We start from the raw sequence: 14,383 nt of genomic DNA, 5'->3' as shown, positions 1-14,383 counted from the left end.
TTAATACATAACAGCAAGGTTATTAAACGTTAGCTTGTTGGTTAGGAGAGAAGCATTGGAATTTTTGTATGAATACGGTTTGTTTTTAGCGAAAGCTATCACCTTCGTTATAGCAGTCATTGCTATCATTATTGCTATAGCATCATCAGCAATGAAGCAGGGTGGTAAAAAAGGTGAATTAGAAATTATTGATTTGTCAGAGCAATACAGTGAAGTTGAAGAAGATATTATTCATCACTTATTATCGAAAGATGAGTTAAAAGAAAAAGAAAAGAAAGACAAAAAAGCGGATAAAGAAAAAGCAAAAATTGCCAAAAAAGCAAGTAAAGACGAAAGTGAAGAAAAAACAGTTACCCCACGCTTATTCGTTGTAGATTTTAATGGCAGCATTGACGCGAAGGAAGTTGGCTCTTTACGTGAAGAAATTAGCGCAATATTAACGGTTGCTCAACCAAGTGATGAAGTATTCGTACGTTTAGAAAGTGGCGGCGGTATGGTACATGGCTACGGTTTAGCTGCTTCGCAACTTGATCGTGTGCGCCAAAAAAATATTCCATTAACGGCCTCTGTTGATAAGGTTGCTGCAAGTGGCGGCTATATGATGGCTTGTGTCGCTAATAAAATAGTATCAGCACCTTTTGCTATTATTGGTTCAATTGGCGTTATAGCTCAAGTACCAAATTTTCATAAACTGCTAAAGAAAAATGATGTCGATTTTGAACAATTTACTGCTGGTGAGTTTAAACGCACGGTAACAATGTTTGGTGAAAATACTGATAAAGGTCGCGAAAAATTTGTTGAGGAGCTTGAGGAAACACACGTGCTTTTTAAGAATTTTGTTAGTGAACACCGTCCAAGTCTTGATATTGCTAAAGTGGCAACGGGTGAACATTGGTTTGGTACGCAAGCTAAAGAGTTAGGTCTTATTGACGAACTACAAACCAGTGACGACTACCTGCAAGCGCGTTGTAAGTCTCATAAAATCGTTCAAATTAAGTATGCGACTAAAAAAGGCCTTGCTGAAAAGTTTTCAAAAGCAGCATCTTTATCATTTGATGCCATTATCAGCAAAGTTTGGCAAAATAACCGTGTATTCCCTGGTTAATTGTTGTCGTAGGCTAAAAATAAATGCCGTGGCATATGCATAATGAATAACAGCTTTTGGCAGAAATGTTGGGAGCGCAACCTGTTGGGTTTTCATCAGCATGATGTGCACCCATTTTTGGCTGAATACTTCGATAAAAGACTCTTGGCTACTGATAGGCATGTGTTTGTACCTTTATGTGGTAAAACGCTTGATATGGCCTATTTAGCCAAGCTTATGCAAGTGACAGGCAATGAGTTAAGTGACATAGCTTGTCGAGACTTTTTTATAGGAAATAATATTGCCTATCAAAAGCATAACGTAGGTGAATTCGAAAAGTATACATGTCAGCAACTTACCTTGTTGCAAGGTGACTTCTTTAAGCTCTCGGCCAACGCCATTGATCGCATAGATTGGATATATGATCGTGCGGCACTAATTGCATTGCCAACAACTATGCAGCAGCAATATGTAAATCATTTAAAAACTTTCTTTTCGTCGCAGACTCGTTTGTTTTTAGTGACCGTTGAGTTTCCAATAGAGCAACTGATTGGGCCACCATTTGCTATAACCGAAACTGATGTGAAAAGCTTATTCTCGGGCTTTAAGATTGAATGCATAGCCACTCATGAGATAAAAGATAAACAATTTGCTCAACGTAAACTTGATGTAGATTACTTGCTAGAAAAGCTTTATATCATCTCAATCGATGACGCGAACGGGCAATAGGTTATTAAGACAATAGATAAAGAATTTAGATCGTGAGATTAGTAAGGCAGCAAAAAAAAAAGCCAATAAAAAAGCCAATAAAAAAGCCAATAAAAAAGGTGCCATCGAGCACCTTTTTTAATGAACAAAAACCAACTTATTCAGCAAGTGGAATACTTTTACTGATGGTCTGTCCGTTTAAGTTAATTTTAACTTCGTTCATTGCGACTTGAGCACGAGCCGTTTTTTCGATAGGGTTAAATGCTATCGTATTTAACTTAATAGACTCTTCTAAATGTAATTTGGTTGTTGCCATAAGTTCAATGGCGTTAATAGATTGAGCTTCTACTAATTGTGTAGCTTGGCTGCTGTTTGCCATTAAAGCAAACATAGCAATGGTTGATAATTTAATAATGTTTTTCATAAGTCACCTGTAATAAAACGTCAATAGTATTTATAGATGTTTTTGGGACTCTTTCTTTTCAATTGCAAACAAGGGTTGGGAGCCTGTTTGATTATAGCCGATTATGTCGGGGTAAAGATGAAGTCCTTCATCTATTGAGGCTATAATACGGTAATGCTGGTAAATGTTAAACTGACTAATTATAATGACATTCATTAGAAAAACTAATCCGAAATGGTTATGCAGATTATTTGATAAAATATGCATGACATGACTCGTTACTTATACAATTCAATAGGTGTATCTTGGCAAATAGACTCCCACCACTTAACGCTATCAGGGCTTTTGAAGCTTCTGCGCGGCAATTGAGTTTTACCAAGGCTGCTGAAGAATTATTCGTCACTCAAGCGGCTATTAGTCATCAAATAAAAGCGCTAGAAGATAATTTAGGTATAAAATTATTTATGCGTAAAAATAGGTCATTGTTGCTGACTGAGGAAGGGCAGTCTTATTATCTCGATATTAAAGATGTTTTTAATGCCTTGCATGATGCAACCGAAAGGCTATTAGCCCGTGGCGAGAAAGGTGCCATTACCGTTAGCTTGCAACCTAGCTTTGCAATACAGTGGCTGGTACCTAGGCTAAATACATTTAACTTATTACATCCTGATATCGATGTGCGAATTAAAGCGGTTGATCAACCTGAGAACTCATTGACTGAGGATGTTGATTTAGCCATATATTATGGCCGGGGACGCTGGAAAGGTATTCATGCTGAGCAATTACATACTGAATATTTAATCCCCGTTTGTTCACCATTGCTACTAGCAGGTAAAAAACCGTTAAATTGTATTGAAGACTTAGCAAATCACACGCTATTACATGACACCTCTAGAAGAGATTGGAAAAGATGGTTTAAGCATGTTGATGTAAAAGGGGGGAATGTGAACCACGGCCCAATATTCAGTCATTCGGCTATGGTTTTACAGGCAGCAATTCACGCACAAGGTGTTGCCCTAGCTCACAGTGTATTAGCTAAACCTGACATTGATAACGGTCGGTTAGTTTGTCCATTTAAAGAAGTCTTAATCAGTAAGAACTCTTATTATATCGTCTGCAGAGAACAACAATTAGAATTAGGAAAAATAACAGCATTTCGTGAGTGGGTGCTGCAAACGGTGGCTGATGAAGGACAATTGTTATGAGCCATAATAAAACGGTTGATAGTCACGAAATAAACGTAATTACTCCGGTAAATACTAGTCATGAACTATGCGAGGTTAAAAACGCGAAAGCTGTGGTGATTTTTGCTCACGGTGCGGGTGCAGATATGCATCATCATTACATCGAAGATCTCGTTGAAGAAATGAATTCACAACAACTGAGCGTTTTACGTTTTAATTTTCCTTACATGGATAAGCGAAAACTCGATGGCAAAAGACGCCCGCCAGATAGAATGCCAAAACTTGTCGACTGCTATAAGTCGATAATCGCTAATTTTAAAACAGATTTACCGATAATTATTGCTGGAAAATCGATGGGAGGCAGAGTAGCGGCAACTTTGGCTGGTGATAAGCCATTAATGGACGCGCATAATATTAAAGGGGTTATTTGTTTAGGTTACCCATTTCATCCGGTAAAAAAACCAGAAAAATTACGTTTAGCACCCCTGCAAGAAACACAATTGCCCGTACTTATATTGCAGGGAGAAAGAGACGCTTTGGGTAGCGAAATAGAAATTAATGATTATGAAATTTCTTCACGTTGCCAATTACATTTCTTTAATGATGGCGACCATGATTTAAAGCCGCGGGTTAAATCTGGTCAAACTTTAGCACAACACAAACGTGCTGCGGTTTTTGGAATGAGGAGTTTTATCGATGAAATTAATAATGACTGCTAAACTACTGATGATATTTGTTGGTATCAGTGGTTGTTTTTCTGTATTATTCGGCGCTTGGTTAGCCCATGGTGGACAATCGCTACCTTTGGCGTCACAAGAACGACTAATGACAGCATTAACGTATCAGTTTTTTCATACGTTGGCGCTTATGCTAACCATTATCTTATACAAGCTTCATTCAAAGGCTATATTATTGAGCGCAGGGATATTATTTGCACTCGGTATCGTTTTTTTCAGTGGTAGTTTGTATATCAAAACTATATTCGATGTTTTGAGTATTGGAAAGCTGGCGCCATCAGGCGGCCTGTCATTTGCACTTGCATGGCTATTGGTCGGATTTGCAGGTACTAAAATGTTTGATCAAAAGTTAGGTAAATAATCAATATGACTGCAATAGTGCTTTATTGTCGCCCCGGATTTGAAAAAGAATGTGGCGCAGAAATTCAAGAAAAAGCTTCATGGAATGAAGTATACGGCTATCTAGAGTTAACTAAAAATCAGGGCGTGGTTTATTTTCATCTAAATAATCCAGAAGAGGGTGAAGCCCTAATGGAGAAGATTCCATTACGCCGACTTATATTTGCTCGCCAATGGTTCGTTACTGTTACCGAAAAAATTGAATTACCTGATTACAATCGCGTTGAAGCGATTGTAGAAGCATTAGGTAAAGAGTGGCAATATGCAGACTTGCGTATGGAAACACCTGATACTAATGATGGTAAAGAGTTATCAAAATTTTGTCGAAAATTGGCTGTTCCATTACGACAAGCATTGAGAAAAGAAGCAATATTGACCGAAAAAGGCAATAAAGATGGCGCAGTTTTACATGCGTTATTTTTATCAGGAAAAGAGGTCATATTTGGTTTTTCTCTTGCACGAAATACTTCACCACATGTTATGGGTATTCCGCGTTTAAAATTTCCTAATGCTGCACCGAGTCGCTCAACACTGAAACTAGACGAAGCTTTTTTGTACTTCATTCCTAAAGAAGAGTGGGATATACGTTTAACTTCAGGCATGAATGCCGTTGATTTGGGTGCTGCACCTGGTGGTTGGACTTATCAATTGGTGCGTCGCGGCATGATGGTAACATCAATCGACAATGGCCCGATGGCAGAGTCTTTAATGCAAACGGGTCAAGTAAAGCATCGTACTATGGATGGCTTTAAATATGTACCACAAAAGAAAAACGTTTATTGGTTAGTTTGTGACATGATTGAGAAGCCTCAACGTGTGGCAAAATTGATGAGCGAGTGGTTATTAAAAGGTCAATGCCAAGAAGCTATTTTCAACTTAAAACTACCTATGAAAGGTCGATACCAACAAGTTAATGATGATTTGCAAACCATGAAAGATGCGTTTTCTCATTACAATGTTAAATATGAACTGTTTGCTAAACATTTATATTATGATCGTGAAGAAGTCACTGTTCACGCTAGGTTACTTTCTCCTCCACCAACAGAGTTGTAAGTTAGACTGTTGTAAAAAAATTGTAAACGCCCGACATTACTACTAACGCAAGTTAATATTACGAGTAATAATGTCGGGCGTTTTTCTATTTTAATTATCAATCTTTCAATAACAAACCAGTACAAGTGGTGTTAATTAATTTTTAACCGCCGAGACAATGGTTGGTTTGTCATAACAAAAATTAATGCGAACAACATAAGTACTAATGGTGTCGGTTCACTCACCACTACGGCATTATTTTCAGCTTGTAGGACAACATTTTGAAACGCAATAACCTCGCTATCACTGTTAACTTTAGCTTTTAACTCAATAGTTAATAAATTCCCAGTGGTTAAATTAGGTGAAGCGAATGTGGTAAATTTATTGCCTAATAATGTTGAGTTTACAGTCATGGGGTCGAAAAGTGTGACTGAACTGCCATCGGCTAAATCGTACTGCTGAAGAGTACTATCATTAGTTATTCCCTGAAACAGTCGAGTAAATGGTTTGTTGTCTACACTATAGCGCCATTCGAACCAATCACTACTCTCAAAGTCACCCATTGCAGCCATATCGGCTAAAAATGTAATGGCTGACAAATTGGCAATATTTATTTGCCAAGTCGCTACAGCGTCACTGCTTGTGTTGTCTTGGTTAACAGTATCAACAATACCAAAGAATGCGTCTTTATTGCTTTTAGTTACTATACCTAAGCTATCTTTAGTCACTGCTGTGCCTTTATCTAATAAATTTCTAGGTATATTGAAGGTCTGATCTTGTTGATATATTTGAAAGCCATCCTTACTACTGCTAAAAGCATTGGTGAACTGATTGCTATAACTGATATTTGTTGAAGCATTGGGTGCTAATAGGTCGTAACTTATTAATGATGCTTGGCTATTACTTACCATGAAAAAAATGGAGAGTAAGGTAATAACTTTTAAACTTTTTGGTTTCATAACAAAATCCTTTTGTTCTGATTTGTTTGTTTTATTAGCCCTTAAGAAGTTCGCTTTATACGAAAAATGAGTATTTAACTGCATTACTATAACTACTTTCATCCTTGGAGCAGTTCAGTGTTAAGTTTATATAGCGCTAATATAGGAAGTAGCCTATAAAACTTAACAAAGTATAGTGAGGGTTTTAATAAATGCTAATTAGTTACATTTTAAAGATTACGTGATGGGAGCTTTGCTGATAAACGCCGTTCTAAATATTTGGTGATCTTAGCTGTTAGCCAAGTTGAATAACCAATACCATATTATCTGAAATAAGCAGCACATAAAAAAACCAAGTCGTAGACTTGGTTTTTTAGAATGATTATATAGAGTTAACTAAGTGGATTATCGGGTTTATAAACGCTCTAATACCGACTGAGTGAAGTCTGAAGTACCATGTGTACCGCCAAGATCACGTGTTGTACGATCACCAGACTCTATTACTTCTGTTATCGCACGACGAATATTGTTAGCTTTTTCTGCCATACCTAAATACTCTAACATTTGAATGGCGGCTAAAATAACTGAAGTTGGATTAGCTAAGTTTTTACCTGCAATATCAGGCGCACTACCGTGTACGGCTTCAAATATTGCACAACTCTTACCAATGTTAGCGCCAGGTGCCATACCAAGACCACCGACTAACCCAGCACATAAGTCTGATAATATATCACCAAATAAATTGGTAGTAACGATAACATCAAACTGTTCAGGGTTCATTACCAACTGCATACAACAGTTATCTACAATCATTTCTGTTGATTCTATTTGCGGATAACGAGTGGCTACTTCACGGGCAACTTTTAGAAATAAACCTGAAGTAGATTTTAATATATTTGCTTTATGTACAGCCGTTACTTTTTTACGACCTTCTTTAATCGCGGTTTCGTAAGCAAAAGTTACTATACGCTCAGCACCTTCTCGAGTAACAAGGCTTCTTGCTTCTGCATAGTTTCCGTCTTCTGAAAGCGTTTGACCTAAACCTGAATACATACCTTCGGTATTTTCACGAATAGTAATGATATCAATATCTTCATAACGCGCTTTAGTACCTTTAAATGATAATACTGGGCGAACATTAGCATAAAGTTGAAAATGCTTACGTAATGTCACGTTAATCGAGGTAAAACCATCACCGACCGGTGTAGTTAATGGGCCTTTTAGTGCTATCTTGTTTTTTTCGATCAGTGCTAATGTAGATTCAGGTACTAAATCACCATGATTCTCTAATGCTGTTAGGCCAGCATCTGCATACTCATATTCAAAATCACAGCCGGCTTTATCAAGTATCTTGATCGTTGCGTCTATAATATCTGGACCTATACCGTCACCAGGGATTACTGTTATGGTTTGTTTTGCCATTGTTAAACTACCTTTTGAATATTACTGTTTTAAAGTTGTGAGAAGAGCGCGCTAATGGTAAATATAAAGCAATTTTAATAGGCATATTGATGCCGCGCTGATTATGTTGATTCAATTAAATTGAGTGAGTCATTATAGCAACTAATCCGAGCAGTTAGTAAGTTTTAGCGTTAAACTTTAGTCTACAATCATACTTTCTTAATTTGGACTGAATTTAAACGAAATAGACCTAACAATCGCATAACGATCAACATTAATACTTGATAATAAATATATTGAAAATAAGTTGCTCATTTAAGTGCAAAAGCTTAAATAAATATTCGTTAATGATATTTAAAGAGTTTTGAATTGTTCATACGCCGTGTTACCAATAGCGGTAAGAACGCCATTAGTAAATAACAAAGCGGTGCATTCATCTTGCGTTGTGATGCCGTCAGATTTTACATGTTGAGTTCGGTAAAAGCTGACTTGATAGCTTGTTTCATCAACTAATTTTGCTTCTGTAATATCAGGACTACCTAATTGCTCTATAGCACTGTTGAAATTGAAGTTTTTTAATTCAAGCTTAGCTATAAACTGTCTGTTATATGCTTCTCTATCTTCCCATTGCATTTGTGCTGGGCTGTCATCGTAAAAATTAACCACGAGTGCTACAAATATACCGTATGCTATTAATGCAATTAAGATCCGAGCAATAACTTTTTTATTCACTTAAATTCCTTGAACCTACTTCAACGAGGCTTTGATATTTTTTTGTCATTTGAGTATATAAACTTAACTTCAACATAAATATATTGGCCTATAAATCACTATATTTATGTTTGAAATTAGAGATTGGCAATCAAAAATCGCCTAGTTTTTTCAACATGACTTTTGTTGAAAACTCAATACACATTGATAGGTTTTGATGTTACCAGATTGTTAACTACTGGCAAGTGCATTTTCACAAGGAAGTCTGATATCTTTTAAATTAAAGCCTAATGGTATATCTATTTTTAATGTTAATAGCCGGCGACTTAGTGATATTTGTTCATTATGCTGCGATAGCTTTTCGCTGATGCTGTTCTTTAAGTCTGTAGCATTGAGAATACTTTTAATGGAGCCATATTGGTTTAATAGTTGAGACGCTGTTACTTGCCCAATACCCGCAACTCCCGGTATTTTGTTGGTGTTATCGCCTGTCAATGTCCATAAGTCCATTAATTTATCTGGTTTTACGCTAAATTTATTTAGCACATATTCTTCGTCTAAATAGCGACGATTAAAGTAATCATATACCCGTATATTGGGATTTAATAACGATAAAAAACACTTATCAGTAGATACTACTGTTACATTTTGACCGCGTAACGCGACTTTGATGGCTAAAGTTGCAATTAAATCGTCTGCCTCATCAGTTTCTGACACTAAAGAATCAACGGAGTGGTTCATAAAGCGGTCTTGAATATCAGCTAATTTATTGGCCAAATGCTCAGGCATTTTCTTACGGCCCTTTTTATAGTCTGGATAAACATCATATCGCCAGCATGGTGTTTGAGAATCAAAAACAGCAAGTGCGTGAGTCGGTTGTAACTGTTCTAGTATTTTTTCTAAAGCTAGTTCGCATGCTTTCTCGGTATTAAATAAAACTTGTTGTTTGGTATTCTCTGCTAATTCATTATTTAATAAGAATGGTCGCTCTTGAACAGCATAAATTCTTCTGATCAAGTTCAGCGCATCTATTAATACCAAATTTACAGTCATCAATTAGCCTTCAATAACGGTATAACAAGGTATATATTCACTGCCAGGCAATTTCATTCTTTGTTGTTTTACGAAAGATTTTAACAGTGTATCCATTAAGGCCATTATTTTACTGTCACCACTAATTTCAAAAGGACCTTTTTCACGTATTGCCTTAATACCACTTGCTTTAACATTACCCGCGACGATACCCGAAAATGCTCGGCGCAAATGAGCGGCTAATGACGCGATATTTTGTTCGTAATGTAAATTTAATGCAGCCATATTCTCGTGGCTTGGCTCAAAAGGTTGCTGAAATTCAGCTTCGATAACTAATGACCAATTAAAATGGTAAGAATCACCCGTAAGTTTTCGGTGTGCGACAACATCTTCGGTGGTGGCTTTTAATGTTTTTGCGACCTGTTCAGGATCGTCAATAATAATTTCATAAAGTGCCTGAGCCGACTCACCAAGAGTAGCACCAATAAAGGTGTCAAGTTGTTGAAAGTACTCAGCACTTTCAATTGGCCCAGTTAAAATAATAGGTAACTTTTGAGATTGATTTTTTGGGTGCAGCATAATACCTAATATATACAGTAATTCTTCTGCTGTTCCTGCGCCACCAGGGAAAATGATAATGCCATGTGACATACGTACAAAGGCTTCAAGGCGTTTTTCAATATCAGGCATAATAACCAATTCATTAACTATTGGGTTTGGTGGCTCTGCTGCAATTATGCTAGGTTCAGTTAAGCCTAAATAACGCCCAGTAGTGTTTCGTTGTTTTGCATGGCCAAACGTAGCACCTTTCATTGGACCTTTCATTGCGCCCGGTCCACAACCTGTACAAATATTAAAACCACGCAAGCCAAGATGGTAGCCAACTTTTTTGGTGTATTTGTACTCAATACTATTAATTGAATGACCACCCCAGCAGGTGATCAAGTTAGGTGAACTGTCAGGTATGATCGCATTTGCATTGCGTAACATATCGAAAGTCATATTGGTTGCGCTGTCGGTAGCCTTAGTATTAGCTGTGTAACAATCGCCAATAAATAAAATGTCTCGTAATACGGCTGAAAGGTGTTCTTGAATACCTTTAATAATTACACCATCAACAAAGGCATGCTCAGGCGGGTTATCTAACGCTAATTTAACACCACGCTCACGGCGTAAAACCTGAATTTGAAAATCTTGAAATTGTTGATATATATCTTCTGCATTGTCGGTATGACTACCCGCATTTAGGACTGCCAGAGAACAATTACGAAATAGGTTATAGAGCTCACTTGTAGCTGACTGCTGTAAATGGTCAACTTCTGCTTGAGACAGTAAGTTCATTTTACCTACGGGATTAACTTGAGTGTGCATAATTCTACTTCCTCGTTTTTTTACCCGTAAACTACTTTGTTTTTACCTTCATGTTTTGCTCGGTATAGTGCGGTATCTGCACGTTCAAATGCAGAATGAACAATATCATCTCTTTGGACTAAAGTTATACCGATAGATAGCGTTATAGTGACGCGTGTGCCTTTAAAGGTAAATGGTAAGCTTGCTACTTTTTTACGTAACATATTAAGTCGATTCATTACCGTTATTTTATCAACATCTTTAAAAATTAAAACAAACTCTTCACCACCATAACGGCTAATAAAAACATCATTACCCATAACTTTTGTTAGGGTATCAGCAATAACCTGTAGGGTTTTATCACCTGCGGTATGGCCGAAAGTATCATTGATGCGCTTAAAGTCATCCAAATCGATAACAGTAATGGCGAGATCAAATTGTTTGTGATGAAATCTAACCAGTTCTTTAGCAAAAAACTCATCAAACGATGCTCTATTAGCTAACTTGGTCAAGGCGTCTTGAAAGCTTTTGGCTTGAACTTCCTGTATGCGTTTTTCAAAAATTTTGCTTTGTTGTTCTAGTTTTTCAACTTTTGCTGACATGCTGTTGAGTTTTTCATTCAACTCTATATTTTGGCTATTTTCTAATTCAGCTTTATTTTGCAGGGTTTTGGCAATTTGCTGAATTTTATCGTTAACATCGACTTTCATTTCAGTTAACGAACCTGCATCGTTAATGCCGATGCTGACTTCTTTTATCTTTTCAGTTAGCTCTAAATTAATTGCAGCATGTTGATCGTTTGATTCAGATGAAGTTGCAATGGTTGCTGTAACTGACATTTGAACAGATGTAAGTGTTTCGCTAATGGTAGATAAAAACACTTTAGCTCGACTACGCTCTTGTTCAAGATCTTCAATCATGAAATCAAAAACATTGAGACATTCAGTCATTAAGTTCTGGTTCGAAATTTGGCCGTGTAAGCTGGACTTAATTTTGCTGACATTCGCTTTATGTTTTTTAGAGATAACTAAGGTATTTAAGATCGAACTAAATCTGCCTAGTAATTCTTTTGGGGCCTCTTGTTGAATTGCTACAGTGTTACTTTCAAGTTCTGCTTTAACTTCAACATGATTAATTTTATCAAGTGCGACAGGTTTACTGGTATCTGTTGTTTGTGATTGGTCAACAGCTAGCTTAATTTGACTGTGTATTATACTCTCATAAAAAGCGATAATTTCGCTCATTAATGGTATGTATTGAATTAATGACGCATGGCCTTCTTCAGCTTTATTTATTAAGGTTTGAAGCTGACGACGGCTTTCTTTTGGAAAGTTTTTACTTTTTTGTAGGCCAGTACTGGAATTACTTAATTGATCATGTATTTCAATTCTATTTTTATCATTTTTTAGTGAGTACTGTCGAAGAAGTGTGGAAATCGTTTTAATATCTTTTTCAAAGTCTGTAAAGCTTGTTGCTGTTTTTAGAGTAGATCTTAAGTTTGCTAATTTGTTATCAAGCAATATATCTGTGCCTTTACAAGCCTGAGATAGTTTGCCAATAAAGCCAGTTAACAGAGCTGATTGTGCACTAAATTCGTTTTCTAATTCTGTACGAGAGATTACAGCGGATTTAAGTCGAGACTTTAAATCTTTGATAGTTTTATCCGCGACTGAGTTTTCGCTCATATAAATCTTCCCTAAAATGCAACACAATGGAAAATTAGCACTGTTAATGCTAATTAAAATAGAGTCTTAACAACAAAAATAAAGCTATATTTTCAGTATATATTAATAATAAACATTCCAGTATAAAAAGCTAGTATTAGTGCATAACTAATGAATTTTAGTTCAAAAAACAAGCACTCTTGTTGGTTATTGTCTCAATGTTCTCAATGCAGGTGCTTTGTTTTGCGTTGTGGAGCGAAAAGGGTTTATGTCTAAACCACCTCTGCGTGTATATCGAGCAAATACTGTGAGGCTTTCTACTTGACAAAAATGCTGAATATCACAAAAAATACGTTCCACACATTGTTCATGAAACTCATTATGTTGTCGAAACGAAATCAAATACTTTAATAAAGTGGCATGACAAATTTTCTTGCCATTGTATTTTATATAAATACTGGCCCAGTCTGGTTGATTTGTAATTAAGCAATTTGACTTTAATAAATGACAAACCAAATACTCTTTTACATTCTCTCCATTGTCGTGACAGGCATTCTGTAATAGCTCAGGCGTTAATTGATATTGATCTATTTCAATATCAATATCATCAATACATACAGCGTTATCAACAGATAACTGCAGTGCAGGACAATTATTTACTGTAAAGAGTTTTACTTCAGCATTTGCGCCAGCGGTAGCGGATAGGTCTTTTACTAAAGCTGACTCGACAGATTGCCATGATGAAAACTTAGTCTGGTTAAAACTATTTAAATAAAGCTTAAATGACTTTGATTCAACAATGTTTGGGCTAGTACAAGGAAAGCTGAACTCAGCAACAGCAACAACTGGCTTACCTTTATCATTGAGCCAAGAAAGTTCGTAACCATACCAAACATCTTCACCTTTAAAAGGTATATTATCCATTGTTAAGCCCAAACTATCTCTATTTAGGCTTCTTGGCACTGCTTGCAGCAATGTTGGGTTATATTGGCTACAATACTCTGTTGCTTTTCCAAGGGTTAATTTACTGAGTGCTTTTGCGTTTGTATAAGTGCTCATTTTTGAGTATTTTCTTCTCTGGTTGTACAATATGAATAAAATTTTCTTTATTTTATAGGAATTAATCGTTAGATGAAAATATCAAATAATTCACTCAATGAACTGGTATGGAATTTTTCACAAGATTACTTACAAGCATATCAACACAGGTTTGAACATTTACCCATAACACATCAAGTTGAAGATTGGCCTTCACCTTGTGAGCAAGGTATTCATGAAGAAGAGTTTTCGCTCTGGCATCCCATTAAACTTGAAGAAACATTAACCTTTAATAATGTTGAAGCAGCTTTAGAAGTCACGATTCATCATGATATTAAACAGTATTTTACCACTATGTACAGTGACAGTTTAGACGCTAGCTGTGCAGAAGGGGATTTGTCGCTTTTATTTGCTTGGAGCGCAGAAGACTTTGCTCGTTTACAAGAAAATATTATCGGCCATATTTTAATGAAAACGAAATTGAAACAAAAGCTAACGATCTTTTTTGCCACTACCGATGATGATAACCATATTATTTCACTAGACAATGATACAGGTGAGATTTGGGTGGAAAAAGTGGGCTGTGAACCACATAAAAAAATAGCAGATACGCTGGTTGAGTTTATCTCACAACTTGAGCCAAGGATCCCTCCAAAAGCTATCGAAGAGTAATAACCAATTATTTATTAATCCCATTTAATT

At 36.4% G+C, this 14,383-nt stretch carries 15 protein-coding genes; 7 read left to right on the top strand and 8 right to left on the bottom strand.

The window, feature by feature from the left end; translation table 11 throughout:
* The first annotated feature begins 55 nt into the window (after positions 1–55).
* Together sohB and H4J50_RS08255 are read left to right on the top strand one after the other, a co-directional pair.
* Positions 56–1,105, top strand: coding sequence for a protease SohB (gene sohB, locus H4J50_RS08260; RefSeq protein WP_182255620.1), 1,050 nt, complete (start codon positions 56–58; stop codon positions 1,103–1,105).
* Between the two features lie 42 nt (positions 1,106–1,147).
* The gene (locus tag H4J50_RS08255) at positions 1,148–1,813 is read left to right on the top strand and encodes a thiopurine S-methyltransferase (protein WP_108456443.1); all 666 of its coding nucleotides are present in this window, start codon (positions 1,148–1,150) and stop codon (positions 1,811–1,813) included.
* A gap of 136 nt (positions 1,814–1,949) precedes the next feature.
* Here the strand turns inward: H4J50_RS08255 and H4J50_RS08250 are convergent, their stop codons facing one another.
* Positions 1,950–2,216: a hypothetical protein gene (locus H4J50_RS08250; protein WP_182255618.1), complete on the bottom strand. Its 267-nt coding sequence runs from the start codon at positions 2,214–2,216 to the stop codon at positions 1,950–1,952.
* Positions 2,217–2,500: 284 nt separating this feature from the next.
* On the opposite strand from H4J50_RS08250, the gene H4J50_RS08245 reads away from it, so the two are divergent.
* The 4 genes from H4J50_RS08245 to rlmM are packed head-to-tail and all read left to right on the top strand — an operon-like array spanning position 2,501 to position 5,568.
* Entirely contained in the window at positions 2,501–3,400 is a 900-nt protein-coding gene (locus H4J50_RS08245; protein WP_182255616.1) for a transcriptional regulator GcvA, read from the top strand.
* Positions 3,397–4,098, top strand: coding sequence for an alpha/beta family hydrolase (locus H4J50_RS08240; RefSeq protein WP_182255614.1), 702 nt, complete (start codon positions 3,397–3,399; stop codon positions 4,096–4,098). Before H4J50_RS08245 ends, H4J50_RS08240 begins: the two co-directional genes overlap by 4 nt.
* Positions 4,076–4,477 (top strand): DUF423 domain-containing protein, encoded by a 402-nt coding sequence (locus H4J50_RS08235; RefSeq protein WP_108456439.1) that lies wholly within the window; start codon positions 4,076–4,078, stop codon positions 4,475–4,477. Before H4J50_RS08240 ends, H4J50_RS08235 begins: the two co-directional genes overlap by 23 nt.
* A gap of 5 nt (positions 4,478–4,482) precedes the next feature.
* Entirely contained in the window at positions 4,483–5,568 is a 1,086-nt protein-coding gene (gene rlmM, locus H4J50_RS08230) for a 23S rRNA (cytidine(2498)-2'-O)-methyltransferase RlmM (RefSeq protein ID WP_108456438.1), read from the top strand.
* A 131-nt stretch (positions 5,569–5,699) separates the two neighbouring features.
* Here rlmM and H4J50_RS08225 read toward each other — a convergent pair whose 3' ends face one another.
* From H4J50_RS08225 to queF, 7 genes are all read right to left on the bottom strand, one after another.
* A complete protein-coding gene (locus tag H4J50_RS08225; protein WP_182255613.1) occupies positions 5,700–6,506 on the bottom strand; it encodes a hypothetical protein in 807 nt (268 codons plus the stop codon).
* 393 nt (positions 6,507–6,899) lie between these two features.
* Positions 6,900–7,907, bottom strand: a complete 1,008-nt coding sequence (locus H4J50_RS08220; protein ID WP_108456436.1) for an isocitrate dehydrogenase — start codon at positions 7,905–7,907, stop codon at positions 6,900–6,902.
* Between the two features lie 333 nt (positions 7,908–8,240).
* The gene (locus H4J50_RS08215) at positions 8,241–8,618 is read right to left on the bottom strand and encodes a DUF3192 domain-containing protein (protein WP_108456435.1); all 378 of its coding nucleotides are present in this window, start codon (positions 8,616–8,618) and stop codon (positions 8,241–8,243) included.
* Positions 8,619–8,828: 210 nt separating this feature from the next.
* The gene (xni, locus tag H4J50_RS08210; protein ID WP_182255611.1) at positions 8,829–9,650 is read right to left on the bottom strand and encodes a flap endonuclease Xni; all 822 of its coding nucleotides are present in this window, start codon (positions 9,648–9,650) and stop codon (positions 8,829–8,831) included.
* A 3-nt stretch (positions 9,651–9,653) separates the two neighbouring features.
* Positions 9,654–11,000, bottom strand: coding sequence for a nucleotide 5'-monophosphate nucleosidase PpnN (ppnN, locus tag H4J50_RS08205; protein ID WP_182255609.1), 1,347 nt, complete (start codon positions 10,998–11,000; stop codon positions 9,654–9,656).
* Positions 11,001–11,020: 20 nt separating this feature from the next.
* Positions 11,021–12,664 carry a GGDEF domain-containing protein gene (locus H4J50_RS08200; protein ID WP_182255607.1) on the bottom strand — a complete coding sequence of 548 codons (1,644 nt, stop codon included), beginning with the start codon at positions 12,662–12,664 and terminating at the stop codon, positions 11,021–11,023.
* Positions 12,665–12,850: 186 nt separating this feature from the next.
* Positions 12,851–13,702, bottom strand: coding sequence for an NADPH-dependent 7-cyano-7-deazaguanine reductase QueF (gene queF / locus H4J50_RS08195; RefSeq protein WP_108456431.1), 852 nt, complete (start codon positions 13,700–13,702; stop codon positions 12,851–12,853).
* 72 nt (positions 13,703–13,774) lie between these two features.
* On the opposite strand from queF, the gene syd reads away from it, so the two are divergent.
* Positions 13,775–14,353 carry a SecY-interacting protein gene (gene syd, locus H4J50_RS08190; protein ID WP_182255605.1) on the top strand — a complete coding sequence of 193 codons (579 nt, stop codon included), beginning with the start codon at positions 13,775–13,777 and terminating at the stop codon, positions 14,351–14,353.
* Positions 14,354–14,383 lie beyond the last annotated feature (30 nt).

Origin of the sequence: Colwellia sp. 6M3 (genome assembly GCF_014077595.1) — a bacterium.
GTDB lineage: Bacteria > Pseudomonadota > Gammaproteobacteria > Enterobacterales > Alteromonadaceae > Cognaticolwellia.
Note: the sequence above shows the minus strand (reverse complement) of the source record. Positions and strands in the feature narration are given on the sequence as shown.

Bases quoted from the DNA above. Each gene is read 5' to 3' on its own strand.
- H4J50_RS08255 (WP_108456443.1), top strand. From the start codon at position 1,148: ATGAATAACAGCTTTTGGCAGAAATGTTGGGAGCGCAACCTGTTGGGT.
- H4J50_RS08250 (WP_182255618.1), bottom strand. From the start codon at position 2,216: ATGAAAAACATTATTAAATTATCAACCATTGCTATGTTTGCTTTAATG.
- H4J50_RS08240 (WP_182255614.1), top strand. From the start codon at position 3,397: ATGAGCCATAATAAAACGGTTGATAGTCACGAAATAAACGTAATTACT.
- H4J50_RS08235 (WP_108456439.1), top strand. From the start codon at position 4,076: ATGAAATTAATAATGACTGCTAAACTACTGATGATATTTGTTGGTATC.
- rlmM (WP_108456438.1), top strand. From the start codon at position 4,483: ATGACTGCAATAGTGCTTTATTGTCGCCCCGGATTTGAAAAAGAATGT.
- H4J50_RS08225 (WP_182255613.1), bottom strand. From the start codon at position 6,506: ATGAAACCAAAAAGTTTAAAAGTTATTACCTTACTCTCCATTTTTTTC.
- H4J50_RS08220 (WP_108456436.1), bottom strand. From the start codon at position 7,907: ATGGCAAAACAAACCATAACAGTAATCCCTGGTGACGGTATAGGTCCA.
- xni (WP_182255611.1), bottom strand. From the start codon at position 9,650: ATGACTGTAAATTTGGTATTAATAGATGCGCTGAACTTGATCAGAAGA.
- ppnN (WP_182255609.1), bottom strand. From the start codon at position 11,000: ATGCACACTCAAGTTAATCCCGTAGGTAAAATGAACTTACTGTCTCAA.
- H4J50_RS08200 (WP_182255607.1), bottom strand. From the start codon at position 12,664: ATGAGCGAAAACTCAGTCGCGGATAAAACTATCAAAGATTTAAAGTCT.
- queF (WP_108456431.1), bottom strand. From the start codon at position 13,702: ATGAGCACTTATACAAACGCAAAAGCACTCAGTAAATTAACCCTTGGA.
- syd (WP_182255605.1), top strand. From the start codon at position 13,775: ATGAAAATATCAAATAATTCACTCAATGAACTGGTATGGAATTTTTCA.